The sequence below is a fragment of the Pseudomonas sp. TH15 genome (assembly GCF_016651105.1).
GTDB lineage: Bacteria > Pseudomonadota > Gammaproteobacteria > Pseudomonadales > Pseudomonadaceae > Aquipseudomonas.
This window is the reverse complement of the sequence record NZ_JAEKEL010000001.1, coordinates 4009834-4035482: the sequence shown is the minus strand read 5'-3', so window position 1 is coordinate 4035482 and position 25649 is coordinate 4009834. Positions and strand designations below refer to the sequence as shown.

General features: G+C 58.6%; 28 protein-coding genes. 17 read left to right on the top strand and 11 right to left on the bottom strand.

Annotated elements, in window-relative coordinates; translation table 11 throughout:
* Window positions 1–172 precede the first annotated feature (172 nt).
* Both JFT87_RS18070 and JFT87_RS18065 read left to right on the top strand, forming a co-directional pair.
* Entirely contained in the window at window positions 173–442 is a 270-nt protein-coding gene (locus JFT87_RS18070; RefSeq protein WP_201203368.1) for a DUF2790 domain-containing protein, read from the top strand.
* 90 nt (window positions 443–532) lie between these two features.
* Window positions 533–931 (top strand): hypothetical protein, encoded by a 399-nt coding sequence (locus JFT87_RS18065; protein WP_201203366.1) that lies wholly within the window; start codon window positions 533–535, stop codon window positions 929–931.
* Here the strand turns inward: JFT87_RS18065 and JFT87_RS18060 are convergent.
* A complete protein-coding gene (locus JFT87_RS18060; protein ID WP_201203364.1) occupies window positions 928–1197 on the bottom strand; it encodes a DUF1652 domain-containing protein in 270 nt (89 codons plus the stop codon). The two genes, JFT87_RS18065 and JFT87_RS18060, sit on opposite strands and share 4 nt — an antisense overlap.
* Window positions 1198–1568: 371 nt before the next feature.
* Between JFT87_RS18060 and eco the strand changes: the two genes are divergently transcribed.
* Complete coding sequence (eco, locus tag JFT87_RS18055; protein ID WP_201203362.1) at window positions 1569–2054, top strand: serine protease inhibitor ecotin; 486 nt, start codon at window positions 1569–1571, stop codon at window positions 2052–2054.
* Between the two features lie 21 nt (window positions 2055–2075).
* Window positions 2076–2381 (top strand): NIPSNAP family protein, encoded by a 306-nt coding sequence (locus JFT87_RS18050; protein ID WP_201203355.1) that lies wholly within the window; start codon window positions 2076–2078, stop codon window positions 2379–2381.
* Window positions 2382–2388: 7 nt separating this feature from the next.
* Here the strand turns inward: JFT87_RS18050 and ilvA are convergent, their stop codons facing one another.
* Window positions 2389–3405: a threonine ammonia-lyase, biosynthetic gene (gene ilvA / locus JFT87_RS18045; protein ID WP_201203354.1), complete on the bottom strand. Its 1017-nt coding sequence runs from the start codon at window positions 3403–3405 to the stop codon at window positions 2389–2391.
* Between the two features lie 345 nt (window positions 3406–3750).
* On the opposite strand from ilvA, the gene JFT87_RS18040 reads away from it, so the two are divergent.
* A complete protein-coding gene (locus JFT87_RS18040; protein ID WP_201203353.1) occupies window positions 3751–4086 on the top strand; it encodes a DUF2834 domain-containing protein in 336 nt (111 codons plus the stop codon).
* A gap of 58 nt (window positions 4087–4144) precedes the next feature.
* Here JFT87_RS18040 and JFT87_RS18035 read toward each other — a convergent pair whose 3' ends face one another.
* Both JFT87_RS18035 and JFT87_RS18030 read right to left on the bottom strand, forming a co-directional pair.
* Window positions 4145–5068, bottom strand: coding sequence for a magnesium transporter CorA family protein (locus JFT87_RS18035; RefSeq protein ID WP_201203352.1), 924 nt, complete (start codon window positions 5066–5068; stop codon window positions 4145–4147).
* Between the two features lie 6 nt (window positions 5069–5074).
* The gene (locus JFT87_RS18030; protein ID WP_242486347.1) at window positions 5075–6649 is read right to left on the bottom strand and encodes a RimK family protein; all 1575 of its coding nucleotides are present in this window, start codon (window positions 6647–6649) and stop codon (window positions 5075–5077) included.
* A gap of 92 nt (window positions 6650–6741) precedes the next feature.
* Here JFT87_RS18030 and rimI point away from each other — a divergent pair, with 92 nt between their 5' ends.
* Complete coding sequence (gene rimI, locus JFT87_RS18025) at window positions 6742–7842, top strand: ribosomal protein S18-alanine N-acetyltransferase (RefSeq protein ID WP_201203351.1); 1101 nt, start codon at window positions 6742–6744, stop codon at window positions 7840–7842.
* A gap of 130 nt (window positions 7843–7972) precedes the next feature.
* On the opposite strand, the gene JFT87_RS18020 is transcribed toward rimI, so the two are convergent.
* Together JFT87_RS18020 and JFT87_RS18015 are read right to left on the bottom strand one after the other, a co-directional pair.
* Window positions 7973–9118: a PQQ-dependent sugar dehydrogenase gene (locus JFT87_RS18020; protein WP_201203350.1), complete on the bottom strand. Its 1146-nt coding sequence runs from the start codon at window positions 9116–9118 to the stop codon at window positions 7973–7975.
* A 52-nt stretch (window positions 9119–9170) separates the two neighbouring features.
* A complete protein-coding gene (locus tag JFT87_RS18015) occupies window positions 9171–9512 on the bottom strand; it encodes a hypothetical protein (RefSeq protein ID WP_201203348.1) in 342 nt (113 codons plus the stop codon).
* A gap of 191 nt (window positions 9513–9703) precedes the next feature.
* Between JFT87_RS18015 and ku the strand changes: the two genes are divergently transcribed.
* Entirely contained in the window at window positions 9704–10558 is an 855-nt protein-coding gene (gene ku / locus JFT87_RS18010; RefSeq protein ID WP_201203347.1) for a non-homologous end joining protein Ku, read from the top strand.
* A 223-nt stretch (window positions 10559–10781) separates the two neighbouring features.
* On the opposite strand, the gene lpxO is transcribed toward ku, so the two are convergent.
* Complete coding sequence (gene lpxO / locus JFT87_RS18005) at window positions 10782–11681, bottom strand: lipid A hydroxylase LpxO (RefSeq protein ID WP_201203342.1); 900 nt, start codon at window positions 11679–11681, stop codon at window positions 10782–10784.
* Between the two features lie 379 nt (window positions 11682–12060).
* Here lpxO and JFT87_RS18000 point away from each other — a divergent pair, with 379 nt between their 5' ends.
* Together JFT87_RS18000 and JFT87_RS17995 are read left to right on the top strand one after the other, a co-directional pair.
* Window positions 12061–13650, top strand: coding sequence for an ABC-F family ATPase (locus JFT87_RS18000; protein WP_201203338.1), 1590 nt, complete (start codon window positions 12061–12063; stop codon window positions 13648–13650).
* A 259-nt stretch (window positions 13651–13909) separates the two neighbouring features.
* Window positions 13910–15103, top strand: coding sequence for an MFS transporter (locus JFT87_RS17995; RefSeq protein ID WP_201203337.1), 1194 nt, complete (start codon window positions 13910–13912; stop codon window positions 15101–15103).
* Between the two features lie 96 nt (window positions 15104–15199).
* Here the strand turns inward: JFT87_RS17995 and JFT87_RS17990 are convergent, their stop codons facing one another.
* Window positions 15200–16237, bottom strand: a complete 1038-nt coding sequence (locus JFT87_RS17990; protein WP_201203336.1) for an alpha/beta hydrolase family protein — start codon at window positions 16235–16237, stop codon at window positions 15200–15202.
* 277 nt (window positions 16238–16514) lie between these two features.
* The gene (locus tag JFT87_RS17985) at window positions 16515–17126 is read right to left on the bottom strand and encodes an FMN-dependent NADH-azoreductase (protein WP_201203334.1); all 612 of its coding nucleotides are present in this window, start codon (window positions 17124–17126) and stop codon (window positions 16515–16517) included.
* 131 nt (window positions 17127–17257) lie between these two features.
* On the opposite strand from JFT87_RS17985, the gene JFT87_RS17980 reads away from it, so the two are divergent.
* Window positions 17258–18166: a LysR substrate-binding domain-containing protein gene (locus tag JFT87_RS17980; protein ID WP_201203332.1), complete on the top strand. Its 909-nt coding sequence runs from the start codon at window positions 17258–17260 to the stop codon at window positions 18164–18166.
* A complete protein-coding gene (locus JFT87_RS17975; RefSeq protein WP_201203330.1) occupies window positions 18163–18522 on the top strand; it encodes an MmcQ/YjbR family DNA-binding protein in 360 nt (119 codons plus the stop codon). Before JFT87_RS17980 ends, JFT87_RS17975 begins: the two co-directional genes overlap by 4 nt.
* A 119-nt stretch (window positions 18523–18641) precedes the next feature.
* Here the strand turns inward: JFT87_RS17975 and JFT87_RS17970 are convergent, their stop codons facing one another.
* Together JFT87_RS17970 and JFT87_RS17965 are read right to left on the bottom strand one after the other, a co-directional pair.
* Window positions 18642–19070 (bottom strand): DUF1294 domain-containing protein, encoded by a 429-nt coding sequence (locus tag JFT87_RS17970; protein ID WP_201203328.1) that lies wholly within the window; start codon window positions 19068–19070, stop codon window positions 18642–18644.
* A complete protein-coding gene (locus tag JFT87_RS17965; protein ID WP_201197558.1) occupies window positions 19067–19897 on the bottom strand; it encodes an undecaprenyl-diphosphate phosphatase in 831 nt (276 codons plus the stop codon). The genes JFT87_RS17970 and JFT87_RS17965 overlap by 4 nt, the downstream gene beginning before the upstream one ends.
* 290 nt (window positions 19898–20187) lie before the next feature.
* Here JFT87_RS17965 and JFT87_RS17960 point away from each other — a divergent pair, with 290 nt between their 5' ends.
* The 6 genes from JFT87_RS17960 to JFT87_RS17935 all read left to right on the top strand — a co-directional run bounded on the left by JFT87_RS17960 (window position 20188) and on the right by JFT87_RS17935 (window position 25643).
* A complete protein-coding gene (locus JFT87_RS17960) occupies window positions 20188–21822 on the top strand; it encodes a methyl-accepting chemotaxis protein (RefSeq protein WP_201203327.1) in 1635 nt (544 codons plus the stop codon).
* Between the two features lie 286 nt (window positions 21823–22108).
* Complete coding sequence (gene pnuC, locus JFT87_RS17955; protein WP_201203326.1) at window positions 22109–22672, top strand: nicotinamide riboside transporter PnuC; 564 nt, start codon at window positions 22109–22111, stop codon at window positions 22670–22672.
* The gene (locus tag JFT87_RS17950; protein WP_201205253.1) at window positions 22669–23193 is read left to right on the top strand and encodes an AAA family ATPase; all 525 of its coding nucleotides are present in this window, start codon (window positions 22669–22671) and stop codon (window positions 23191–23193) included. The genes pnuC and JFT87_RS17950 overlap by 4 nt, the downstream gene beginning before the upstream one ends.
* A 357-nt stretch (window positions 23194–23550) precedes the next feature.
* Entirely contained in the window at window positions 23551–24000 is a 450-nt protein-coding gene (locus tag JFT87_RS17945) for a hypothetical protein (RefSeq protein ID WP_201203325.1), read from the top strand.
* Window position 24001: 1 nt separating this feature from the next.
* Window positions 24002–24574, top strand: coding sequence for an adhesin (locus tag JFT87_RS17940; protein ID WP_201203324.1), 573 nt, complete (start codon window positions 24002–24004; stop codon window positions 24572–24574).
* Window positions 24575–24635: 61 nt separating this feature from the next.
* Window positions 24636–25643, top strand: a complete 1008-nt coding sequence (locus JFT87_RS17935) for a heme utilization protein (RefSeq protein WP_201203323.1) — start codon at window positions 24636–24638, stop codon at window positions 25641–25643.
* The last annotated feature ends 6 nt before the right edge of the window (window positions 25644–25649 follow it).

Here is a 25649-nt window from a genome sequence, read left to right as displayed (position 1 = left end):
CGGTAAATTGCCCACTCCCTGACAGCCGGCGTTCAGCTTGGTTAACCATCGCTTAACGCCGCGGTCAAAGACTCTACTGAACCGCACGCCTTCAGCGCTTTGCTGACGCCCAGTGCGGCAGGTTCGGGCGAAATCGCGCCGAACTTTCTTCACGTCGTACGGGAGTCCCACCATGAACATTCGTCCGTTCCTGCTTACAACCGCCCTCGCCTGCACTGTATTCGCCGGTCTGGCCCAGGCCAATGACACCTCCGCCAACGCCAAAGCCGTGCCTTATGAGTACGGCATGCCACTGAATGTGGCGAAGGTGGTTTCAATGACCGAGCCGCCCACTCAACAGTGCAAGGTTATTACCGCCGATATGAAGTACATCGACAACGCCGGTAAACCAGAGGAAATCAGCTATCGGAAATTGTCTGACGCGTGCAACTTCCAGAACTGACAGAAAGCTCTGATTTGCCGGTTTGCGGTAGGCGTGGGGATGCTTCGGCAGGTATGCTCGGGGCCTTCCTCACTGCAGCAAGGATTAGCCATGCAGTTGTCGTTTCGCTCGTTGTCGAGCATCACCTCGTCTTTGTGTTTTTTCCTGGCGCTGGTCTGGGGCTTCGTACCAGACATGTTGTTGGCCATCTGGAGTATCGAGTATTCAGAAGGTACCGGGGTTGTCGCGCGGCGCAGCGCAGTACTGTTTGCAGCCTTGGGCTGCATGTTTTATTGGGTGCGCAAAGCACCGGTATCGGTCGCGCGTAACGCGCTGAGCAATGGTTTTATCGTCGGCTGTTTTGGTTTGGCGGTGCTGGGATTCGGCGAGTGGCTCAACGGCAATGCCGGCCCCGGGATTTTGCTCGCGGTGCTGGTCGAGTTCGCGCTGGGCCTTGGTTTTGTGCAGGCCCGGCGCGTGACGGTCGAACTGGGTGAAACGATTGGTTAAACGGCTCTGGATCGTGGACTGTAGTGATGCGGTGTCGCTTGCTGCGCCAGATCCGAACGCAAGCCGGCGATCAGCTCGTTGATCTCGCGACAGCCATTGAGGTGGCTGGCATCGATGCCGCTGACGTGCAGATCGACCTGGTCGGTCCGGTGATCGCCGAATACCTTTACGGTCATCGACAGGTCAGGCGACAGCGTGCATTGACAGCGCTTCGGCAGGAAGCTGCTTTCAATGATATTGCGTAGTTCCAGGGCAGAAAGAAACATGGCGACCCTCTCCTTAATGTGAGACTGCCAATCAACTCTTCACGTTGACCGCTTTTGTCGCCCCTGCACAGGTGTGTCCCCGCTGATTCCCTGGGTGCGTCAAACGGTTGTACGGCGAAATGCCTCTTGGAGTGTAGGCGCCCGAACCCGGTGCGCCGCACCAAATAGACGCATAAAGCATGCCTTTCATCGGGTCATTTCGACCCTCTGATAAATCAAGGGCTTAGCGAGAAAGCCAGCATAAGGCCAGTTGCAAAATGCCGGAACCGCCCCTCGGCGCGTTGCATTTTGCAATCTGTTGCGGGTTTGCATTCAGCGCCCATGACAGTAAGAATACCTGCCAACCACCCTACACCTGCAAGGAGGCTTCCATGGGTTCTTTACGCATTTGTGCGACCACCGGGCTGATCATCGCCAGCCTGTCCACCCTCGCCCACGCGGCCAAGCTCGAGGATGTCGCGCCGTACCCGAAAGCTGAAACCGGCTTCAGCCGCCAAGTCATTCATTTGCCCAAGCAGGCTCAGGAAGAAAACTTCCAGGTTGAAATCCTCGCAGGTAAAACCCTTGAAGTGGACTGCAACCGCCAGCGGCTGGGTGGTGTGCTGGACGAGAAAAACCTTGAGGGCTGGGGCTACCCGTTCTATCGACTGGAAAAAGTCATCGGCCCGATGAGCACACTGATGGCCTGTCCACCTGGTACTCAGAAGAAGCGCGCCTTCGTACCGGTTGTCGGTGATGGCTTCATGTTGCGTTACAACAGCAAGCTGCCGTTGGTGATTTATGCGCCCAAGGACGTCGAAGTCCGCTACCGCATCTGGTCGGCCTCGGACAAAGTCGGAACCGCCCTTCAGGAATAACCTGAACAAGGAAAGCCCTACGTGATTACCTGCCACGTCAAATATGTAATCGATCCCTACCAATTGAGCGACTTCGAAGCCTACGCCAAGGCCTGGCTCGCTATCGTCGAGCGCTTGGGCGGTACTCATCACGGCTACTTCCTGCCGTCCGAAGGCGCGAGCAATATCGCTTACTGCCTGTTCAGTTTTCCTTCGCTGGCGGATTACGAAAGCTACCGCCACATCGCGATGACCGATCCGGAAAGTACGGCGTTGGTAGCCTCGCTGCTCGATAAAAAGTTTATCGTCAGCTACGAGCGCACGTTCCTGCGCCCGATGTTGGCCTGACATCCGCTCACGCCGGGGTGCCGCAGACAGCGGCGCGCTCGGCGACGTGACGCAAGCTGTCGAAGTTGATGTTGGCGCCCGAGTCGATGGCCACAAAGGTCTGCCCTCGTACGCCGGTCTGGGCCACGTACTTCTTGATCCCGGCCACGGCCAATGCGCCGGAGGGTTCGGTGATCGAGCGCGTGTCGTCGTAGATGTTCTTGATTGCCGCGCAAAGTTCGTCGTTGCTGACGGTGATGACTTCGTCGACACAAAACCGGCAAACCTCGTAACCATAAGCGCCAATCTGCGCCACCGCCACGCCGTCGGCGAAGGTGCCGACGTTGGGCAGGACCACCCGTTCACCGGCCTGCAACGCAGCCTGCAAGCACGCGGAATGTTCCGACTCTACGCCGATGATCCGCACTTCTGGCCGCAGGTATTTCACGTACGCGGCGATGCCGGCGATCAACCCACCGCCGCCCACCGGGACGAAGATCGCGTCCAGCGGACCTTGATGCTGGCGCAGGATCTCCATGGCGACGGTGCCCTGCCCGGCAATCACATCTGGATCGTCGAACGGCGAGACAAAGGTGCGACCGGTTTGCTGCGCCAGGTTCAGGGCGTATTCCAACGCGAACGGAAAGCTCTCGCCATGCAGCACCCCGTCGGCACCTCGGCTGCGCACCCCGAGCACCTTTAGCTCCGGCGTCGTGCACGGCATGACAATGGTCGCGGCAATCCCCAACTGACGGGCCGCGTGCGCCACGCCTTGGGCATGGTTGCCGGCTGAAGCGGTGATTACGCCACGAGCCTTTTGCTTATCGCTGAGCTGCACCAGTTTGTTGTAGGCGCCGCGGATCTTGAAGGAAAAGGTCGGTTGCAGGTCTTCACGCTTGAGCAGGATCTGGTTGCCCAACGCCTCGGACAGCGCTGGCGCCGGTTGCAATGGCGTGCGCACCGCCAGCTCATACACCGGCGCGGCGAGGATCTTTTTCACGTAGTGCTCAAGCAAGCTCTGCTGGGCGGTGGTGCTGCTGTTCATGCTCATCTCCTGTTGTACCCGCCCGGCGCAGGAGCTGCCGAAGGCTGCGATCTTTTGATCTTCAAAAGCAAAAGATCGCAGCCTTCGGCAGCTCCTACGCCGGACGTGTTCCGGTTCAAGACCCAGGAGACAGAAAGTAAAAACCCGCCTCTAGGGCGGGTTGGGTGCTGCAGTCGTGAGCTAGCCCGCCAAATAAGGAATGGCGGTAATAATGCTTGGCTGGCAGCGCAATACGGTGGAAGTCATGGGTTGAAATTAGCCGGGCGCTGATGGCAAGTCAATGGCCAATTTTGTTGAGCCTCTGTAGGCTGGCCATTCTGCTCATCGTCCCCAAGGAAGGAAACCATGAAGTCTGTCGCCCTGCCCCTGATCGCCCTGATTGCGTTTGCTGGCTACACCGTTTCGGTGATGCTGTCGGCGGAACAGTCGTTGATTGATTTTGGCATCAGCCTGATGTCGCGGCCGGATACGGCGCAGGTGGTGATTGATTTGTATTTGCTGGCGACGCTGGCGGGGGTTTGGATGTACCGGGATGCTCGCAAACGCGGGCAGTCGGCGTTGTCCGTGATTCCGTATCTTTTGCTCACGGCCATTTTTGTGTCGATTGGGCCGTTGTTGTATTTGGTGGTGTGTGGGATTCAACAGCATCGGAAAATGGCGGCGTCGACCTCAACGGGCTGATCCGAAATGCCCGATGCCTTGAGCCTGCTCGCGACGGCGCCAGATCAGGCAACACCCATCACCTGGCCAACCGCCGGAGCCCAAGCACCATCACCCCCGCCCCCAACATCATCGCCGTCAGAAACAGTGGATACGAAACCCACCACGGCGTCCCGGACGTCATCATGCTGAACTCGGACATGCCGCCAATGCTCGCAATCAGGTTCAACGGCAAAAACACCACGTTGATCAACGTCAGTTTGCGCAGCAGGTTGTTCATGCTGTTGTTCATCAGGTTGCCCCGGGCGTCGATCAGCCCGGAGAACACCGTGGAATAGATTTCCGCCTGTTTGTAGCACTGGTTGTTTTCGATGATCAGGTCGTCGATCAGGCTGATGGACTCGGCGCTGAAGTGCTCCTTTTCCGCATGGTTGCGCAGCCGGGTCAGCACCGCGCCGTTGCTGTGGATGGCGTTGATGTAATAGATCAGGCTTTCGCTGAGATTGAACATCTGGATCAGGTGCTGGTTTTCCATCGATGCATTGAATTTCTGCTGCAACTCCCGGGCAACCAGCTTGATCACCTTGAGGTGGCCCAGGTAGTGATGGATGTTGTTGAACAGTAAATCCAGCAACACATCCAGCGGCGTATTCAGCCGTTGGCGGGTGCCGAGCCCGTGCAGCGGCGAGTCATCGGTGGCGATCACCAGCAGGCTGCGCGGCGAAAACAGCAAGCCGCAGGACGACACTTCAAAGGCCAGGCTGCCTGCACCGGAGTAGTTTTCCGGGCGCTTCCAGATCAGGAACAGGTTGTCGGGGTGAAACTCGATGCGCGACACCTCGTCGGGGTCCAGGGCCGAGGCCAGGGCGTGTTCATCGAGCTTGAAATGGCTGTGCAGCAGATCCCGCTCGGCGGCATCGGGGTTGCTGAACAACATCACTTCGGCGTCCAGCCGTTCGACTGCATGCAGGGCGCCGTGGGTCAGTTGAAAGCTTTTGATCATCGGTCATCACCAGGCCTGGCCGCGGCGCTTGAGCTCCAGGCGACGGACGAACTCTTCCAGCACCAGCGAGTACAAATCGTCCTGCAAGTAAGCGTCTTCGATGCCGGCGTCCATGTTCGGGTTGTCGTTGACCTCGATCACCACTACTTTGTCGCCGGACTGCTTGAGGTCGACGCCGTAGAGGCCGTCGCCGATCAGGTTGGCGGTCTTCACTGCCAGTTCCACCACCGCGCGCGGCGCTTCGTGGACCGCCAGGGTGCGGCATTCGCCGTTGATGTCCGAGCCCTTGGCCTTGTGGTTGTAGATCTGCCAATGGCCCTTGGACATGAAGTACTGGCAGGCAAAGATCGGTTTGCGATTGAGCACGCCGATGCGCCAGTCGTACTCGGTGTAGAAAAATTCCTGGGCCAGCAACAGTACCGAGTGTTCGAACAGTTCGGCGGTGGCTTCGAGCAAGGCTTGCTGGCTCTCGACCTTGATCACGCCCCGGGAGAAGCAGCCGTCAGGAATCTTCAACACCAGTGGAAAGCCCAAGCGCTCGCCGACTCGCTCGAAGTCTTCCGGTCGTTCCTTGTAGAGGATTTCGGTGGCGGGCATGCCCAATTGATGGCTTTTGAGAAGATCGGTCAAGTAGACCTTGTTGGTGCAGCGCAGGATCGATGCGGGGTCGTCCATCACCACCAGCCCTTCGCTCTCGGCTTTCTTGGCGAAGCGGTAGGTATGGTTGTCGACGCTTGTAGTCTCGCGGATCAGCAACCCGTCGTATTCAGCGATACGGGCGTAGTCCTTGCGCTCGATCAACTCGACGTCGATACCCAGGGTTTTGCCGACCCGGACGAAATTATCCAGGGCTTTGGCGTTGGACGGCGGCAATGCTTCTTGCGGATCATGCAGGATCGCCAGGTCATAACGGGCCAAGCGCCGGGAGCGCGGCACGCGCCAGATCTTGCGACTGAAACTGTCCAGAGAGTTGGCGAACTGATCTTCCTGATCTTCGCGCAACTTGTGCAAGGCACCGGACTTTATACCTTCGATGTGCCAACCGTTAGTTCTTCTAAACTCAACTAGCAATATCGGACACGGAAAGACTTCAAATAACTGCCGCGCCAGATCCTGCAATGGCTCGATATTAGTCTTGCCAAAATAAAGGGTTAGCGTAAAGCCTTCGGTGTCGCTGTAAAGATGATTGCTGAGGGCTTTTTCCAGCGGTTTATCCAGATCATCGAGAGCCAGACCGTAAAGCGATTTACGGGTCAGTTCGCTGATGGTCCGCACCGACGGAATAACCTTGTGCCCCCGGGCCTCGGCCAGCAGCGAGCAGTAATAACCGTGCCCCAGGTACTTGTAGCTGCGGCACAGGTTGATCACCTGGACCCGTTTGCCCTGCTCGTTGTCACGGGTTTGTTCCAGGTATTCCTGGGCCGTGACGATGTCTTCGCTGGGAAAGTAGGACGCCCAGTCTTCCTTGCGTTCGACGATGATAATCAACTGACTTGAAGTTCTGATCGCGTCATTTAAATAAGTTGCCGCCGGCAAAGTTTGCTCGGATACTTCGCGCCAATGACCTTGTACCGCTGACATAGTGATTGATCCGTTGGAGAACAAGACCTTTCCTATTAAGCACGAACTTTTTTGAAAGTCCCGTTTCGTTACGCAACTTTTACGGTGGTCATATGAATCCTGTCTTTCGCTTGGCGGTAGTTGAAGACTTACCGGCGTTGCTGAAACTCGAAGAGCAATGCTTCACCACGGATCGGCTCACCAGTCGCAGCTTTCAGTGGATGATCACTCGCGCTCATGGACGGCTGCTGGTCGCCCAACACGGGGAACAACTGGTCGGCTACGCGGTGGTGCTGTTCCACCGAGGCACGTCTCTGGCGCGACTCTATTCGATTGCCATTGCCTCAGATGCCCGCGGCAATGGCTTGGGTAAACAGTTGCTGGAGCGGATCGAGGCCTGTGCCCTTGAACACGATTGCGCCTACCTACGGCTTGAAGTGCGCACCGACAACCCGGCGGCGATTGCCTTGTATGAGCGCAACGGTTACAGGCGTTTTGCGCTGATTCATGACTACTACGAGGACCACGCCGACGCATTGCGCCTGGAGAAACGCATCCTCCAGCACCGCGACTCGCGCAGCGTCAAGGTGCCTTATTACGCGCAAACCACCGACTTCACATGCGGCCCGGCCTGTTTGCTGATGGCGATGGGCGCGTTGCAACAGGGTCGGTTGCTAGAGCGCCGCGAAGAACTGCAAATCTGGCGCGAGGCGACCACGGTGTTCATGACCTCGGGCCACGGCGGTTGCAGCCCGCAGGGGCTGGCGTTGGCGGCATGGCGACGCGGGTTTCGTGTGCGGCTGCAACTGAGCATGGCCGGGCCGTTGTTTCTCGACGGGGTGCGCGATGAGCATAAAAAGGACGTAATGCGGTTAGTGCATGAAGAGTTCACTGCGCAGTTGCAGGATACCGATGTGGAACGGGAGGTTGGCGGGCCGCTGGATCTGCCGCAGTTGTTGGACGCTGGCGGGCAGCCGCTGGTGTTGATCAGTAGCTATCGGCTGACGCGCTCCAAGGCGCCGCATTGGGTGATGGTCACCGATTGCGACGAGGAGTTTGTGTACCTGCATGATCCGGATGTGGACCACAGCCAGCATCGCCAGCCGATGGATTGCCAGCATTTGCCGGTGAGTCATGGGGAGTTTGAGAAGATGTGCCGATTCGGCCGAGGAAAACTACGCGCCGCAGTGGTGCTATTCCCCCAAATTCTTTAGCCACCACAACCCCTGTGGCGAGGGGATTTATCCCCGATGGGCAGCGAAGCAGCCCCGCTCTTCCTAGAGAAGCTGCACAATCCATCGGGGATAAATCCCCTCACCACAGGTATAGAGCGCTCTCAGCGCCTTACTTCAGTCCGACCTTGTACAACGCTCCATCCGCTTCATCCGTCAGCACATACAAATACCCATCCGGCCCCTGCCTCACGTCGCGGATCCGCGCCTTGAGCTCTCCCATCAAACGCTCTTCATGCACCACTTTGTCCCCATCGAACTGCAATCGGATGAGTTCCTGGCTCGCCAGCGCGCCGATAAACACGTTGTGCTGCCAAGGCTTGAAGCGATCACCATCGTAAAAGGCCATGCCTGTAACACCCGGTGATTTTTCCCAAACGTGGTGCGGCGGCACGGTGCCTTCGACCGTCTTGCCCTTGGACTCCGGAATCGGCTCACCTGAATAGTTGACGCCGTTGGTTGCCAACGGCCAGCCGTAGTTCTTGCCACGCTCGATCACGTTGATTTCGTCGCCACCTTTGGGACCGTGCTCGTTTTCCCACAGCGTGCCGTTCCAGGGGTTGATCGCCGCGCCCTGCGGATTGCGATGGCCGTAGGACCAGATCTCCGGACGCACGCCGTCCTGACCGACAAAAGGATTGTCATCCGGCACCTTGCCGTCCGGGTAGATCCGCACGACTTTGCCCTGCAGCTTGTCGAGGTCCTGGGCGGTCATGCGGTCGTTGTTTTCGCCCAGGGTGATGAACAGATACCCGTCACGGTCGAACACCAGCCGCGAACCGAAGTGGTTGCCGACTGAGAGTTTCGGCTCCTGGCGGAAGATTACCTTGAAGTCCTTGAGGGTCGTCAGGTCGTCGGACAAACGTCCGCGGCCGACCGCGGTCCCGGCCTTGTCGCCCTCACCGCCACCCTCGGCGTAGGACAGATAAACCAGGCGATCCTGCTTGAAGTCCGGTGACAGCACCACATCGAGCAAACCGCCCTGCCCCTTGGCCCACACTTTCGGTACCCCGCCGATCGGCGTCGACAGCTTGCCATCACTGGTAACCACCCGCAGATTGCCTGGCCGCTCGGTCACCAGCATGCCTTGGCGATCGGGCAGAAAAGCCAGCGCCCATGGATGTTCAAGCCCCTGGGTTATCGTCGTGACTTCGAGGGTGCCCTGCTCGCTTTGCAGCTCCTGGGGCGCTGCGGCGAACGCCGGTGCGCTGATCAGAGCGCCGGCACACAGGCTGGCTAGAAGGGTTTTACGCAACATGTACGATTCCTTTTGTTCACTTGAAAGGCTGGCAGAACTTCAGTCCTGCCGTTCAACGGTCGCTGTCGGTACCCCGTGAGGGCGGATTGGGAATGAAGGTCGGTGGCTTGCTGGGCACGCTGCGAATTGGCTGGCCATTACCGATACCACGGTTCTCCACGGTAGGCTGGCGCGGCGTTGGCACGGTATTGGGCCCACGTACCGGCGGTGTGCTGGGCTGAGTGCCTTGCATGCTGTTGGGATTGGCCCGACGAATCGGGCTGTTGTAGGGATTGTTGCTGTTGCCAGTCGGACTTTGCGCGAGGAGTAACGTAGACGCTGGCGGCACAACGTCCGCGTGAACCAGACCGCCACTCACGGCGAGGACAGCAATGCCAAGCAAGATTCGGTTCATGGAGCGGCCTCTCGATGCGCAGGGGATAGAGCCTTCGAGTCCACGCTACGCGCTGGGTTCGGATTTGTTAACCCATGGGCGTTAAACAACATGTAACACGAGTTGACCAAGCGCCCGCAAACCAGCTCAATCGCAGGAAACTTTCGTCCGCCGCTACAGGTCACCTGATCATCACTTGCGAGTAGACGACGATGGCCCGGGCAATCTGGAAAGGCGCAATCAGTTTCGGCTTGGTACACATCCCCGTGGCCCTGATGTCGGCCACCTCGTCCCAAGGCGTGGATTTCGACTGGCTCGACAGCCGCAGCATGGACCCGGTGGGCTACAAACGCGTCAACAAGGTCACCGGCAAGGAAGTCTCCAAGGAACACATTGTCAAAGGCGTCGCCTACGAAAAGGGCCGTTACGTGGTGCTCAGCGAAGAGGAAATCCGCTCGGCGCACCCGCTGTCGACCCAGACCATCGACATCTTTGCCTTCGTCGACAGCGAACAAATCCCACTGCAAAACATCGACACGCCCTACTACCTGGCCCCGGACAAACGCGGCGGCAAGGTCTATGCGCTGTTGCGCGAAACCCTGAGCAAAACCAACAAAGTCGCCCTCGCCCACGTCGTGCTGCACACCCGCCAGCACCTGGCAGCGCTAATGCCGCTGGAGTCGGCCATGGTGCTGGTGATGCTGCGCTGGCCGGCGCAAGTGCGCAGCCTGGATGAGTTGGCGTTGGGCAGTGAAGTGACCAAACCCGAACTGGCCAAGGGCGAACTGGAGATGGCCAAGCGTCTGGTCGAGGACATGAGCGCCGACTGGAAACCCGAGGATTACCACGACAGTTTCGAAGACAAGATCATGGCACTGGTGGAGAAGAAGGCCCATGAAGGCAAGATCGAAGATGTCGAGACGGTGGGTGGCGAGGAAGAGCGCAAAACCGCTGATGTGATTGATTTGACCGAGCTGTTGAAACGCAGCCTTGGCGGCAAAGCCGCGGCCAAGCCGAAGGCCAAGGCCGCGCCAGCGAAGAAGACCAAAAAAGCGTCGGGGGAATGACAACTGAAGAATCGTCAGGCAACTGACAGGTAGCTTTTGAGAGAGTCTCTAAAAGCAAGCGTCACTGACACTCCATGCAGGAGCTGCGGCACGCTGCGATCTGTTGATCTTGATCTTGATCTTGGAAGCAGAATCAAAAGATCGCAGCCTCGTTTTACTCGACAGCTCCTACATAGCTCCCACAGGGTTGCTCCAGGTAGGTGCTGCGGCGGGCAGATATGAATCAGATCAGAACGAAAACCGCCAATAACCCACCAAAAATCGCCCACTTCTCCAGGTAGTAACGCGTGCGGTTTTGCTTTTTCAGCTCCTTGCCCCGCAAACGAACCTTGTAGATTTTGGTGAACAAGCGGTTGATTGCCCCCGTTTTGTCGCCCGCATCGTTCGGCGCGCCCGCCGCGGCCATGACATTACGACTGAACCAACCGTTGAGCACCGCCGCCCAGCGGTACTTCATCGGCCGCTCGACGTCGCAGAACAGGATGATGCGGTTCTGGTCGGTGGTGTTTTCGGCGTAGTGAATGAACGTTTCGTCGAACATCACCGCCTCCCCATCACGCCAGTGGTAGTTCTGGCCGTCAACGTTGATGTAGCAACCGGCATCGTTCGGAGTTTCCAGGCCCAGGTGATAGCGATAGGAGCCGGCATACGGGTCGCGGTGACGCACCAGTTTGGAACCCGGCGGCAGTTCGGCGAACATCGCCGCTTTGATCGAACCGATGCTTTGCACCAGCTCGGTGGTGCGCGGGCAGAGCTTTTGCGCCGAAGGATGGCTGTCGCCGTACCACTTCAAGTAGAAACGCTTCCAGCCGCTCTTGAAGAATGAGTTGAAACCGACGTCGTCATATTGGTTCGAGCGCTTGATCTCCCCGGCCTTGAGCAGGTTTTGGCCTTCGGCGCGGATGACTTCCCAGTTCGCCTGCAATGGGCTCAGGTCCGGAAAGTCCGCCGGGTTGAGGTATGGCTTGCTCGGGGTTTTGGAGAACATATAAAGGAAGCAATTGATCGGCGCCAGAAACGTCGAGTGGTCGCTTAATTGGCGGCCCAGTTTGTGGCGCACGCGACCGCGCAGGTGAACATACGCGATGGAGACAACATAAATGGCGGCAATGATGAGTTTCACGGCATTCGTCACACGTCAGAATTGAACAATCTGCGCGCCTGGCGGCTCGTGGCCTAGCGTCTTATGCAGTGGTCTGAATACCAATGGCACATCCTTGAGCCCGCGCGGTTGAAGGCGCTGGGTGATATGCATGGCATTTTAGCCACACTTTGTAACCGATAGTGAACACTCATCTGTGAAAAACTGTCCCGCGATTGCGCCAATCGGCGCCCGCGGCGTCTTCGCCCTATCGTTTAAAGAGCCAGACCAGTACAATCGCCGCCAAACTTTACGCGCCCCCCTTGGTTGATGACGGGAACCCCCGCCTCAGCGCACTTTGACTCGGGCCAAGCGCTCCAGCCGCACCCTCGCTACTCAGAATGCTTCGCAGGAATAACTCTTGATCTCCACAGCTAACATCACGATGCAGTTCGGCGCCAAGCCGTTATTCGAGAACGTTTCGGTTAAATTCGCAGCGGGTAACCGCTACGGCCTGATCGGCGCCAACGGTTGCGGCAAGTCGACCTTCATGAAAATCCTCGGTAACGATCTCGAGCCGTCCGGCGGCCAGGTCATGCTCGAGCCGAACGTGCGTCTGGGTAAATTGCGCCAGGACCAGTTCGCCTACGAAGAATTCACCGTTATCGACACCGTGATCATGGGTCACGAAGAGTTGTGGAAGGTCAAGGCCGAGCGCGATCGCATCTACTCGCTGCCGGAAATGACCGAAGCAGACGGCATGGCTGTAGCCGAGCTGGAAACCGAGTTCGCCGAAATGGACGGCTACACCGCCGAATCCCGTGCCGGTGAACTGTTGCTGGGCCTGGGTATCGGCATCGAGCAGCACTTCGGCCCGATGAGCGAGGTTTCCCCAGGCTGGAAACTGCGCGTATTGCTGGCTCAGGCGCTGTTCTCCGATCCTGAAGTGCTGTTGCTCGACGAACCGACCAACCACTTGGACATCAACACCATCCGTTGGCTGGAAAACATTCTGACCCAGCGCTCCAGCCTGATGATCATCATCTCTCACGACCGTCACTTCCTGAACAGCGTGTGCACCCACATGGCTGACCTGGATTACGGCGAGCTGCGCCTGTTCCCGGGCAACTACGACGAGTACATGACCGTGGCGACCCAGTCCCGCGAGCAACTGCTGTCGGACAACGCCAAGAAGAAAGCGCAGATTTCCGAGCTGCAATCGTTCGTCAGCCGCTTCTCGGCCAACGCCTCGAAAGCCAAGCAAGCGACCTCCCGCGCCAAGGCGATCGACAAGATCCAACTGGCCGAGGTCAAGCCTTCGAGCCGTGTGAGCCCGTTCATCCGTTTCGAACAAACCAAGAAGCTGCACCGTCAAGCGGTCATCGTCGAGCGCATGGCCAAAGGCTTCGACGGCAAGCCGCTGTTCAAGGACTTCAGCTTCGTTGTTGAAGCCGGCGAGCGCGTGGCGATCATCGGCCCGAACGGTATCGGCAAAACCACCCTGCTGCGCACCCTGGTCAATGAACTGACCCCGGATGCCGGTACTGTGAAGTGGACCGACGCCGCCGAACTGGGCTACTACGCCCAGGACCACGCGCACGACTTCGAAGACGACTGCAACCTGTTCGACTGGATGGGCCAATGGACCCAGGGCGGCGAGCAAATCGTTCGCGGCACCCTCGGCCGCATGCTGTTCTCCAACGACGAGATTCTGAAGTCGGTCAAGGTTATTTCCGGTGGTGAGCAAGGTCGCATGCTGTTCGGCAAGCTGATCCTGCAGAAGCCGAACGTGCTGATCATGGACGAACCGACCAACCACTTGGACATGGAATCCATCGAGGCGCTGAACCTGGCGCTGGAGAACTACCCGGGCACGCTGATCTTCGTCAGCCACGACCGTGAGTTCGTATCGTCCCTGGCCACCCGCATTATCGAGTTGAGCCCTAGTGGCGTGATCGACTTTAGCGGCACGTACGATGACTACCTGCGTAGTCAGGGCGTCGTGTTCTAAAAGCAGCTATTAGTTTCAAGCTGCAAGTAAAAGCCCTGTCCTGGTGACGGGGCTTTTTGCATTTCAATGTTGGGTACATTGTGGTGCAGAAACCTTCGCGGGCAAGCCTCGCATCCTACGGGTATACACGTCCCCTGTAGGAGCGAGGCTTGCCCGCGAAGAGGCCCTCAAACCCAACGAACATAGTTAGCCTGCTTCCTTTTATTTCCCGCCCAAGCCATCATGCAGTTCTCCTACCGCCGCCCGCGAACGAGCCCTCATGTCTGCGCAGCAACTACCCCTGCAAAGCTCCATGGCGATCACCCTGCAGATCGTCTCCATCGTCTTCTATACCTTTATTGCCTTCCTCTGCATCGGCCTGCCGATTGCGGTGTTGCCGGGGTATGTCCATGAACAGCTGGGTTTCAGCGCGATCATCGCGGGGCTGACCATCGGCTGCCAATACCTGGCCACCTTGCTCAGCCGCCCGATGGCCGGGCGCATGTCGGACAACATTGGCACCAAGCGGGCAATTGTTTACGGCTTGTCGGGGATTGTGTTGAGTGGCGTGCTGACATTGATTTCAACGTTGCTGCAAAGCGTCCCGCTATTGAGTCTGATGATCCTGATCACCGGCCGGCTACTGTTGGGGATTGCCCAAGGTTTGATCGGCGTCGGCACCATCAGTTGGTGCATGGGCCAGGTCGGCGCCGAGCACACGGCGCGCTCGATTTCCTGGAACGGTATCGCGTCCTACGGTGCCATCGCCATTGGTGCGCCGCTGGGGGTGGTGATGGTTGCCGAGTATGGGTTCGCCAGCCTCGGGATTGTCCTGTCGACGCTGGCCCTCGGGGCGCTGTTGCTGATTCGCAACAAGCCGTCAGTGCCGGTGATTCGCGGCGAGCGGCTGCCATTCTGGGCGGTGTTCGGGCGCATTGCTCCATTCGGTGCGAGCCTGAGCCTGGCGTCCATCGGCTACGGCACCCTGACCACCTTCATCACTTTGTACTACCTGAATCGAGGCTGGAGCGGCGCGGCGTATTGCCTGACGGTGTTCGGCGTGTGTTTCATACTGTCGCGGCTGTTGTTCATTTCGGCGATCAGCCGATTTGGCGGGTTCAACTCGGCCATCGCCTGTATGACCATCGAGACCATCGGCCTGACGCTATTGTGGCTGGCGCCCTCAACCGCGTTTGCGCTGATCGGCGCCGGATTGGCGGGCTTCGGGTTGTCGTTGGTGTACCCGGCGCTCGGGGTCGAGGCGATCAAACAGGTGCCGAGTTCCAGTCGCGGCTCAGGCCTGGGCGCTTATGCGGTGTTCTTTGATCTGGCGCTGGCGATTGCCGGGCCATTGATGGGCGCAGTGGCGTTGAATCTGGGCTATTCGTGGATTTTCTTCTGTGCGGCGCTGTTGTCAGTGATCGGCTTGGGGCTGACCCTGCTGCTCAGACGCCGCGCCACACAGCCCTTGTAGGAGCAAAGCTTGCTCGTGAAGGCGGCATTTTATTCAACAACGATGTTGAATGTTAATTCGTCTTCGCGAGCAAGCTTTGCTCCTACGGCGCTCGGGTTATTGATCAGCCGTCTGCATCCCCGCCCGCGTCGGTTTGGCCAAGGCATGTGAAAAGAAACGTCCGGCTTCAGAGACCAGGTTGCGGTGAATGTCTTCGCGATCAACGCCGTCGGCATCGGTGCACAGCGCCGGCATGGCGATGATCTGTTCCTCGTTGCAAGGCGCCATGAACACGAAGTGCCCAGCGCCTGCCAGCAACTTGAAGTCCGGCGCGATCGGCAGTTTGCGCGCCAACGCGGCGGCGTTCTTGTCGAAAGCCACCAGTTTGTCGCCATCACCGCTATAAAGCAGCACCGGCACATGCACGTCGGCCAGGGTATGCCGGCCGAATTTGAGACTCAGGGGCGCCATCAGCAGTAAGGCATGCACGCGCGGGTCGGCCACTGGCACCAAATCATCACGATCCACAATCAGCTCGCCCTTGGTGTTGCAGGCATCGCGGTCATCCGGGCGTTGCTGGCAATAGCGCCGCAGCCGATCCAGGTCAGGTGTGGCGCCGGACAGAATCAACGCGGTTTCACCGCCCGCCGAGTAGCCGATAACACCCACCTGATCGGCGTCGACAAAAGGCGCCAGCATCGGGTCACCCAACGTGGCAGTAATCGCTTCGGAAATTTGCAGCGGCCGCCCATAAAGGTTGCTCAGCGTGCCGAGACGGCTGTGATCCTTGGAGTTGTCGCCAGGATGGATCACCGCCACCACTACGAAACCCTTGCGGGCCAGCGAAGTGGCGAGGTCGTGCAAGGCCAGCGGGGTGCCGACGTTGCCATGGGACAGCATCAGCATCGGGAAGCGCCCGATGGCGACTTTGGTGTCTGCACCGGCCTCGACGGTATAGCCCTCGAGTTTGCTGGTGTGCGCCTGTTCGCTGGACGGGTAAAAAGCGATGGCGCGCATCGGTTGCAGATCCAGCGGATCGAGGAACGTCATCTCGTGATAGCCGACGCTCGAATATAGATTCGGCGCAGGCCTGGCTTGCACCGTATTCAGGCTGCTGAGTACGCAAATCAGTAACGTTGCACAGAGACGCACCATGGGATGCCCCACCTTTGTTACTTGACTGAAAAGCCCGAAGTGCTCCGAGTGGCGGAGTACGCGGCCTTGTGCCAGTGTTTGCGGCCACTAAGGTCGTTGCAGAACGGGGACGTTAACCCTCGACTGCATAACCTGGGCCAGAACATGAAAAATCGTTAAAAACAAAAAACTCTGTAACTGATCTTTACCATGATCAGAATACAGAGTTTTTCAGATGATGCCCGAGCTGTTTAGTATTCTTTACGCAATGCTTACGAAAGAACCTTAAGAAAGAATCTTAGGCCGCGGCAAACAGTTGCTCGCTGATTTGCGCGTGCGCGTCGCTCATGGCTTTGGTTCTCACTTCATCACCGTAGGCCAGGCCGTGGGCGCGGACGAATTCGATGTCGGTGATGCCCAGGAAACCGAACAGCACTTTCAAGTAGTCTTCGTGAGCGACGCCAGTCGCTTGACCAACGTGCATGCCGCCGGAGGTCGAAACGATTACGACTTTCTTGCCACCGCACAGGCCTTCAGGGCCGGCTTCGGTGTAGCGGAATGTCTGGCCGGCAACGGCGATGCGGTCGATCCAGGCCTTGAGTTGGGTCGGGATGGTGAAGTTGTACATCGGGGCGGCGATAACCACAGCATCCGCGGCAAGGAACTCGGCCAGGGTCGAAGCGCTCAGTTCTGCTTCGTGCTGTTGCGCGGCGTTGCGCAGTTCTGCGGTAGTGCCAGCAGCGACCAAAGTAGTCGAAGAGAAATGGCTGATGGCATCGGCAGCCAGGTCACGGTAAGTCACGACGGCCGAAGTATCAGCGGCTTGCCAGGCTTTAACCACTTCGCCACTCAGCTGACGGGAAGCCGAGTTGTCACCCAAAATGCTCGAATCGATATGCAACAGTTTCATAAGTGATCTCCAGGTGAGGATCGCCACCGGGCGATCTGATGGAGAGGATGCTACAGATGAATCTAATAGCTGATTAGCCCGCAACAATGCGATAGTTCGTCCCACTGATAGAACAGTCGAGTCTCAAACCCATGCAAGACCTTAATGACCTCTACTATTTTGCCAAGGTGGTCGAAGCGGGTGGCTTCGCGGCGGCCGGGCGGTTGCTGGGGATTCCCAAGTCGCGACTGTCGCGGCGCATCGCCGAACTGGAAGAACGCCTGGGCGCGCGCCTGCTACAGCGCACCACCCGGCAACTGAAGTTGACCGCCGTGGGCGAGCGTTACCTGCGTCACTGTCAGGCGATGTTGTTGGAGGCCGAGATGGCCGACGAAGCGGTGGCCAGCATGTCCAGCGAACCCCGGGGGCGACTGCGGGTGTCCTGCCCGGTGGGTTTGGCCAATCAAATGTTGCCGACGGTCATCAGCGACTTCCTGGAGAAGTACCCGCAGGTCCAGCTGGAGGTCATGCTGGTCAACCGTCGGGTGGATCTGGTCACTGAAGGTGTCGATGTCGCCCTGCGCGTCCGCGAGCTGGGGGATGAAGATCCGTTGCTGGTCACCCGGCGTCTGCGTCAGGCGCAGACGCTCATGGTCGCCAGCCCTGCCTTCCTGCACGGCCGCGAGATCAATCACCCGGAAGACCTCAAGGGCTTGCCGGTGCTCGGCGCCCTTGAACCCGACCGCATGGTGCATATCCGCATGCTCGATCAACAGGGCAAAAGCTGCGACCTGGCACTGGAAGCACGGCTGGGCATTGACGACTTTATCGTGCGCAGGGCCTGCGCCCTCGCCGGCCAGGGTTTTACGATTCTGCCAATGATGTATTGCGAGTCAGAGCTGGCGGACGGCTCACTGATCCAGTTGCTGCCCGACTGGTCAATGCCTGGCGGCTGGCTGCAAGCGGTCTACCCTCATCGGCGCGGGGTGATGCCGGCTGTACGTGCCTGGCTCGACCATTTGATCGAATCATTCAATGCCTGTGGGGACCGTTTGATATGAAGGCTGGACGCATGAGCGAAGCGGATGTCGCACAGTTTTGCCTGACGCTGCCCGGTGCGCGGGAGGATTACAAATGGGGCGGTGTGCGGGTGTTTTCGATTGCCGGCAACAAGATGTTCGCGTTGCAGAACCTGCGGGGCGATTCCCTGGCGTTCAAGGTCGACAAGGATTTGTTTCTCGGTCATTGCGACCGACCGGGCATTCACCCGGCGCCGTACCTGGCCCGGGCGCAATGGATCATCATGCAGACGCCCTACCCGCTGGGCGTCGAAGAACTGCAAGGCTTGTTGCAACGATCCCACCAATTAGTGGTGAGCAAGTTGCCCAAGAAAACCCAGCCGGGATTACTGCTTTAACCCGAACACCCTGTGGGAGCGAGTCTGCTCGCGAAAGCGGACTTTCATTCAACGATGATGTTGTCTGACAGGGCCTATTCGCGAGCAGGCTCGCTCCCACATTGTTTTTTTGCAGTTCTTCAGAACAGGTTCAGCAGGTTCAACCGGAGGAACAACTGGTCGATCCAGAACACCTGATGCAGCAGCACGATCAGCCAGAACACCAGTTGAAACGAGACCTTGCGGGTCTTGTGCCTGAACACCTGCTGAGCCAACAAAGCGCCGGGCCAGCCACCTGCCAGTTCCACTGCGTGCAAGATGTTTTCCGGCGTGCGCCAGGTATCGGCACGAGCCTTGCGCTTGTCGCCCCAGTACAGGAAAAACGCCAGCACGCTGACCACGCCGTAACCCGCCAAGGGAATCACCGAAACGCCGCGCAGCCATAACGACAACGCGCCATACAGCGGCAGCGCACAAAGAGCGGCGAACACCAGCAATTTCAAGCCTAGATGCTGGACCCCGCCCCCGGACTTGCGGCCGGGGTTGTTCCGCGCGCCGGAGTCGTTCATGGCTTGGCGGCAGCCCAATCGATCCAGCCAAACTGCCAGGTCGCCAGGATCACCAGGCCAAACGCAATCCGATACCAGGCAAACGCCGCATAGCTATGAGTGGCAATGAACTTGAGCAGCGCCTTGACCGCGATCATCGCGAAGATAAACGCGGTGATGAAGCCGACGGCGAATACCGGAAAGTCTGCCGGCACGAACAAATGGCGATACTTGAAGCCCGAATAAACCGCCGCGGCGACCATGGTTGGCATGGCCAGGAAGAATGAGAACTCGGTCGCGGTTTTACGCGACAGCCCGAACAACAGGCCGCCAATGATTGTCGAGCCGGAGCGGGATGTCCCCGGGATCATCGCCAGGCACTGGGCGAAACCGACTTTCAGCGCGTCCTGCCAGGTGATGTCGTCGACCGTTTCGGCATGCACTTCGTGCTGACGCTTCTCGGCCCACAACATGATGATCCCGCCGACGACCAACGCCGCCGCCACCGTGATCGGGTTGAACAGGTATTCGTGAATCAAATCGGAAAAAATCACCCCCAGCACCACCGCCGGCATGAAGGCGATCAACAGGTTGGCGGTAAAGCGACGCGCACTCGGCTGGGTCGGGAGGCCAGTGACCACGTCGAGGATTTTGCGGCGAAACTCCCAGACCACGGCCAGAATCGCGCCTAACTGGATAATGATGTTGAATGCAATGGCGCGCTCACCACCGAAGTTGAGCAAGTCCGCAACAATGATCTGGTGTCCGGTACTCGAAATGGGCAAAAACTCCGTCAGCCCTTCTACAACTCCAAGAATCAGCGCCTGAAAGGCGGTCCAAAGGTCCATCAATCCCCCAAAGGCGTTGCATCTAGGCACGCCCCGTTAATATTTTTAATACGTCACTGCGCTCAGCGTAGCTGAAGTTTCGTGCACACAGGATCCCTACGAAACGGTAAAAATTCCGTGAAAAATCAACTTGGATTCAGGTTTTTCCGTGCGAGGCCGAAATCCTATCAGAGATGCCTGATTAACGCCGTCGCGTAATTGGACTTGCGTCGCATAGCCCCAACCGGCAAAGCGTGGTTGGATGCTGGCGACCGTTTATTACAAGAAAAAGAATCCGGAGTGACAGCGTTATGAACAGCTTGCGCAGTGTGTCGATCAGCCGACGCTTGTGGCTCATCTTGATCGTGGCCATCGTGATGTTACTGACGCTGGGCGTGTTGATGCTCAAACAGATCCACGATGACCTGTACGACGGCAAAGCGCAGAAAACCCAGCATGTGGTGCAGACCGCCAGTGGCATTCTGAACTATTACCACGACCTGGAAACCGCCGGCACCCTCACCCGCGAAGCTGCGCAAAAACAGGCGCTGACCGTGGTTCGCGGACTGCGCTACGACCAGAACGACTACTTCTGGATCAACGACCTGACGCCGGTGATGATCATGCACCCGGCCAACCCGAAACTTGAAGGCCAGAACCTTTCGACGATCCGCGACCCGGATGGTTTTGCGCTGTTCAACGAAATGGTCGCCATCGCCAAGGCCAAGGGTGCCGGCATGGTCGATTACCGTTGGCCGAAACCGGGCGCCAGTGCGCCGGTAGAAAAAACCTCCTACGTCAAACTGTTCGAGCCTTGGGGCTGGGTGATCGGCTCGGGCGTGTACATCGATGACATGCAAGCCGAGTTCTACGGCCAGGTGATCAATGCTTCGGTCATCGGTTTGGTGATCGCGGTGATCATGGCGCTGCTGGTAATCTTGATTGCCCGCAGCATCGTGCGTCCGCTGCAAGAAACGGTGAACGCCATGGCCAACATTGCCAGCGGCGAAAGCGACCTGACCCGCAGCCTCGACACTCACGGCCAGGACGAAGTCACGCAACTGGCGCGGCACTTCAACGCCTTCACCGCCAAGCTGCGCCAGGTGATCAGCCAGTTGCAGGTCTCTGCCAGCGCCTTGGGCCAGTCTTCCAGCGATATGGGTAACGACGCCGCGCAAGCTCAGCAACGCAGTCAGCAGCAGTCCCAGCAAATGGAACTGGTGGCAACCGCGATCAATGAAGTGACCTACGGCGTGCAGGATGTGGCCAAGAACGCTGAACATGCAGCCAGCGAAATGCGCGACGCCGAGTCTCAGGCGCAGCAAGGCCAGGTCAACATCGATGGCAGCTTGCAGCAGATTGATAAACTCTCCAGCACCATTGATCAGGCGGTCGAAGTGATTCGCACCCTCGCCGCCGAAAGCACGCAGATTGGCAGCGTGCTGGAAGTGATCCGCTCGATTGCCGAACAAACCAACCTGCTGGCACTCAACGCCGCCATCGAAGCCGCCCGGGCCGGCGAGCAAGGTCGTGGGTTTGCGGTGGTGGCCGATGAGGTGCGTCTGCTGGCTCAGCGCACCCAGAAGTCCACGGCGGAGATCCAGTCGATGATCGAACGCCTGCAAAATCACTCCGAAGCAGCGGTCAAGGTGATCGGCGACAGCAGCCGGGCGTCGCAACTGACCATCGAACAGGCGGGGCTGGCCGGTGCGAGCCTGAGCGCTATCGGCCAGGCTCTGCGCAACCTCAACGGGCTGAACGCGTCGATTGCCAGCGCCACCCTGCAACAGGCCCATGTGGTGGAAGACATCAACCAGAACGTCACCCAGGCGGCCGGGCTGTCCCACAGCACGGCACTGGCGGCGGAGCAGTCGAGTGCCGCTAGCGTGCGACTCGGCCAGTTGAGTGAACAACTCAACGGCCTCCTGCGCCAGTTCCGCGTCTAGCACCGCCCTACCATAGGAGTGAGCCTGCTGGAGATGGCGTCGTGTCAGCCAATATCTACCGTGCTGACATACCGCCATCGCTGGCAAGCCAGCTCCCACAAGGATTTGTGCTATGCCCACCCATCTTGGGCATTACACAAATCTCTGTGGGAGCTGGCCTGCCAGCGATGAGGGCGGAACATTCAACATCATTGCTGACTATGCCGAAGCTATCGCGAGCAGGCTCACTCCTGCAGGTTTTCTGGGTACAATCCGCCCCCTCTTCGATTTCCCCCAAGGAACCTCCATGTCCGGGCTTGAACTGTTTGCGGCCGCCCTCGGCGTGATTGCCGTCTGGCTGACGGTCAAACAGAACCCCTGGTGCTGGCCGATCGGGCTGGTGATGGTGCTGCTTTACACCTGGATTTTCTTCGACGTGAAGCTGTATTCGGACATGCTGCTGCAAGTGATTTACGCCGCGTTGCAACTCTATGGCTGGTGGCAGTGGACCCGCGCAGGCGACGCCCATGACGGTCGGCAAGTCAGTGAACTCGGTGCCCGCTCGATCATGCTCGGGCTGGCGGCGGGCGCCATTGGCAGCCTGTTGCTGGGCGCGGCAATGGCTCACTGGACCGATGCCGCCCAACCCTGGCTCGATGCCGCGCTAACTGGTTTCAGCCTGGTGGCGCAGTTATGGATGGCACAAAAGCGTGTGCAATGCTGGCCGTTGTGGATTGTCCTCGATGTGATTTTTGTCGGGCTGTTCATTTACAAAGGCCTGTACCTGACCGCGACCCTCTACGGTTTGTTCACAGTAATTGCGGTACAGGGCTGGCGTGAATGGCGCACCGATCCGGCGTTGCACGCATGAAAGTGCTGGTACTCACCGGCCCCGAATCCAGCGGCAAGAGCTGGTTGGCGGCCGGGCTCAAAACACAGTTCGGCGGTGTGCTGGTCGATGAATACGTGCGCTGGTTCATCGACCAGAACCCCCGGGACACCTGCCTCGCCGACATCCCCGAAATCTCCCGCGGCCAACTGCAATGGGAAGATCAGGCCCGGGCCGGGCAGCCGCACCTGTTGATTCTGGATACGCATTTATTGAGCAACATTCTCTGGAGCCAGACCCTGTTCGGCGACTGCCCGGCCTGGATCGAGCAGGCGCTGCTGGCTCGACACTACGACTTGCACTTGCTGCTGTCGCCTGAGCAGGTCAACTGGACGGACGATGGTCAGCGGTGTCAGCCCTCGCTTGATGAGCGTCGAGCATTTTTCAATGCCACCCACGCTTGGCTGGAGGATCACCAGCAACCGCTGCAAATCATTCAGGGCAATTGGGCCGAGCGCCATGCACAGGCGTTCGCAGCGGTGGAGCACCTGCTCAGCAAGTGACCCGGTTCGAGCAGATCCCGACCCACTCTTGCCCCTGTTGCGGGGCAAAGTGTCCACTCCTGAAACACTCGCCTTATCGCAAAGTGCCCGTTTCAGCAGCCTTCATCAGTTTGTCACCCGACTTGTTACACCGCTGAAACACACCCCCGCAAACCCTCGTTCCAGAGCATTGTTCAGCCGATAGACAGGATGGGGACACCCGGCGTGTTTCAATCTTGAAACAGCTTGTGTATCAGTCACGCGTTCCATTCGTATAACTCATTGAAACTTAAACCATTTTAAAAAGCGGCACAGCTTTCGCTCTCTCCTTCATAACGCTGACAGAAGCCAGCCCACAACGAAGAAGGAATTGCTGCCGTGGGAACTTTCAATAAAGGTTTGACCTGCCTTCTGCTGATCGGATCAGCAGCCAGCACATTGCTCAGTTTCAATGTTCAGGCTGAAGGCAATGGCGTGATTGTTCTCAACCGCGACGTTCAGCCTATTCCTATCGGTCGCAGTGGTGGCAAAGACCCCTACCCGACCACCGTCAACGCAAACCCGTCCGGGCGCATCGATCAAGCGATGACCAGCACCGAACTCAATGACGGCGACTTTGCCAGCGTAGCCAGCGGCTCGTCCATCCGTGGCGGCATGTCGACAGCAACCGGCGCCCTCCCAGGCACCAGTGTCCTGACCAATCCCAACGGCCTGCCCGGCATGAGTGCCGGTCATGGCGGCGGCGGTGGCGGCGCGATCTCCAACACCATCAATCGCTCGCTCAGCACTGGCCTCGCCCCGCTGACCCGCATGGCTGGAGGCCAATAAGATGAAGCGCACGCTGCTCCTGCTCGCCCTGCTCGGCTGCACCAGCGCCATGGCCGACCCCAGCTCAGTGGACAACGCCAACATTCAGAACACCGGCATCCAGTACCGCGGCAACTACAACATCAACCAGGCCGCCGGTGACCAGATGCAACAGACCAACACCAAGGCGGTCGCCATCGGCACCTCGGCCAGCGCGACCACTGTCGTGCGGCAGCACATCGACACGCCCGGCAATCCGGCAACGAACGCAACCGCCAGCATCGGTGGCAACTCTTTCAGCAATGGCAGCGGTGTACTGGGCGTTAACCAGTCGGCCGGCGCCAACAACCAGATGGCCAACGCAATGCGGATAAGCATCAGCACGGGCCCGCAAAGTATCGACGACAGCGTCCTTTCCCAGCAGAACGTGACGCCGTCAACCAGCTCAGGAGCAACTGACGCTTCAAAAGGCAGCCGCCAGGTCGTTACCAGCGACCAGGCCTTCACCGGCAGCCGCGGAGTGATTCAGGTGAACCAGAGTGCCGGGGTGGGAAACCAGATAGCTAACACCCTGAGCATCCGGGTCTCGAACTGACCCAATTGCACTGCAGTAGACGTACCAACACTTAACCAACTAATGAGCAAGGAGAAACACCATGAAACCTACAATGGCTCTTAAACCACTGGTTTTCGCTCTGGCAGCAGTGATGGCAATGGCAGCACAAGCAGGCGGCAACGATCATGGTAACAATGGCGGCCACGGCGGCCATAATCCTCCTCAACCTCAAGGCCCAACCCTTGAAGAGCTGCTGCAAATCGGCGCAGGCGCCGGTGCCGCAGTACTCGACGTGCAAAGCAGCGGCGGCAACGCCGTGCTCAACCAGGGCACCCAAAACAACGCCAACATCAACGGTTCGGCCAACGGCACCAACGGCAATGTCGGCATGAACAACACCGCAGGCGACGGCAACCAACAAGACAACGCTGCGGCATTGGCCACTGCTGACGAAAGCTTCATCTTCGGCTCTGCGGTGTCTGCTTCCAGCGCTACTCAGGTCAACGCCAACAACGCTGTGGGCAACTACTCCAGCACTGCCAACGCCAGCCTCAACAACGTCGGCAACGGCGGTTCCGGCAACATCGGCGTGAACAACAGTGCCGGCAACTTCAACCAACAGAAAAACAACCTGGCAATCGCTGTTTCGGGTGGCCGTGTAGCTCAGGCTGCCGCAGCTGCCAACCAAAGCTCCAGTGGTCTGTCGGTGTCTAACAACGGCACTCAAACCTACAAAAAAGACACCCTCACTGGCACCGTTGCCGCCGTCGGCGTGTTCGGCGCTGCTGGTACTGCAACCACCAAAGATGACGATCATGGTCACAGCGGTGGCGGTTATGGCAGCAACGACAAAGGCCATGGCCCAAGTGGCGGCGGTAAAGACACCAAGTCTGACTTCGTTGCCGTGGGTGTATTCGGCCTGGCTGGCGTGACCACTCAACAAGTGATGACTCCAGACGGCTGGAAAAACCCTGTCACCAACAACGCCAACATCTCCAATGTCGGCAACAACTTCTCCGGCAACGCTGGCTACAACAACGCCGCCGGTGTAGGCAACCAACAAAGCAACTCGCTGTCCATCGCTGCAGGTTGCAAAGCCTGCATGTAATCGCGA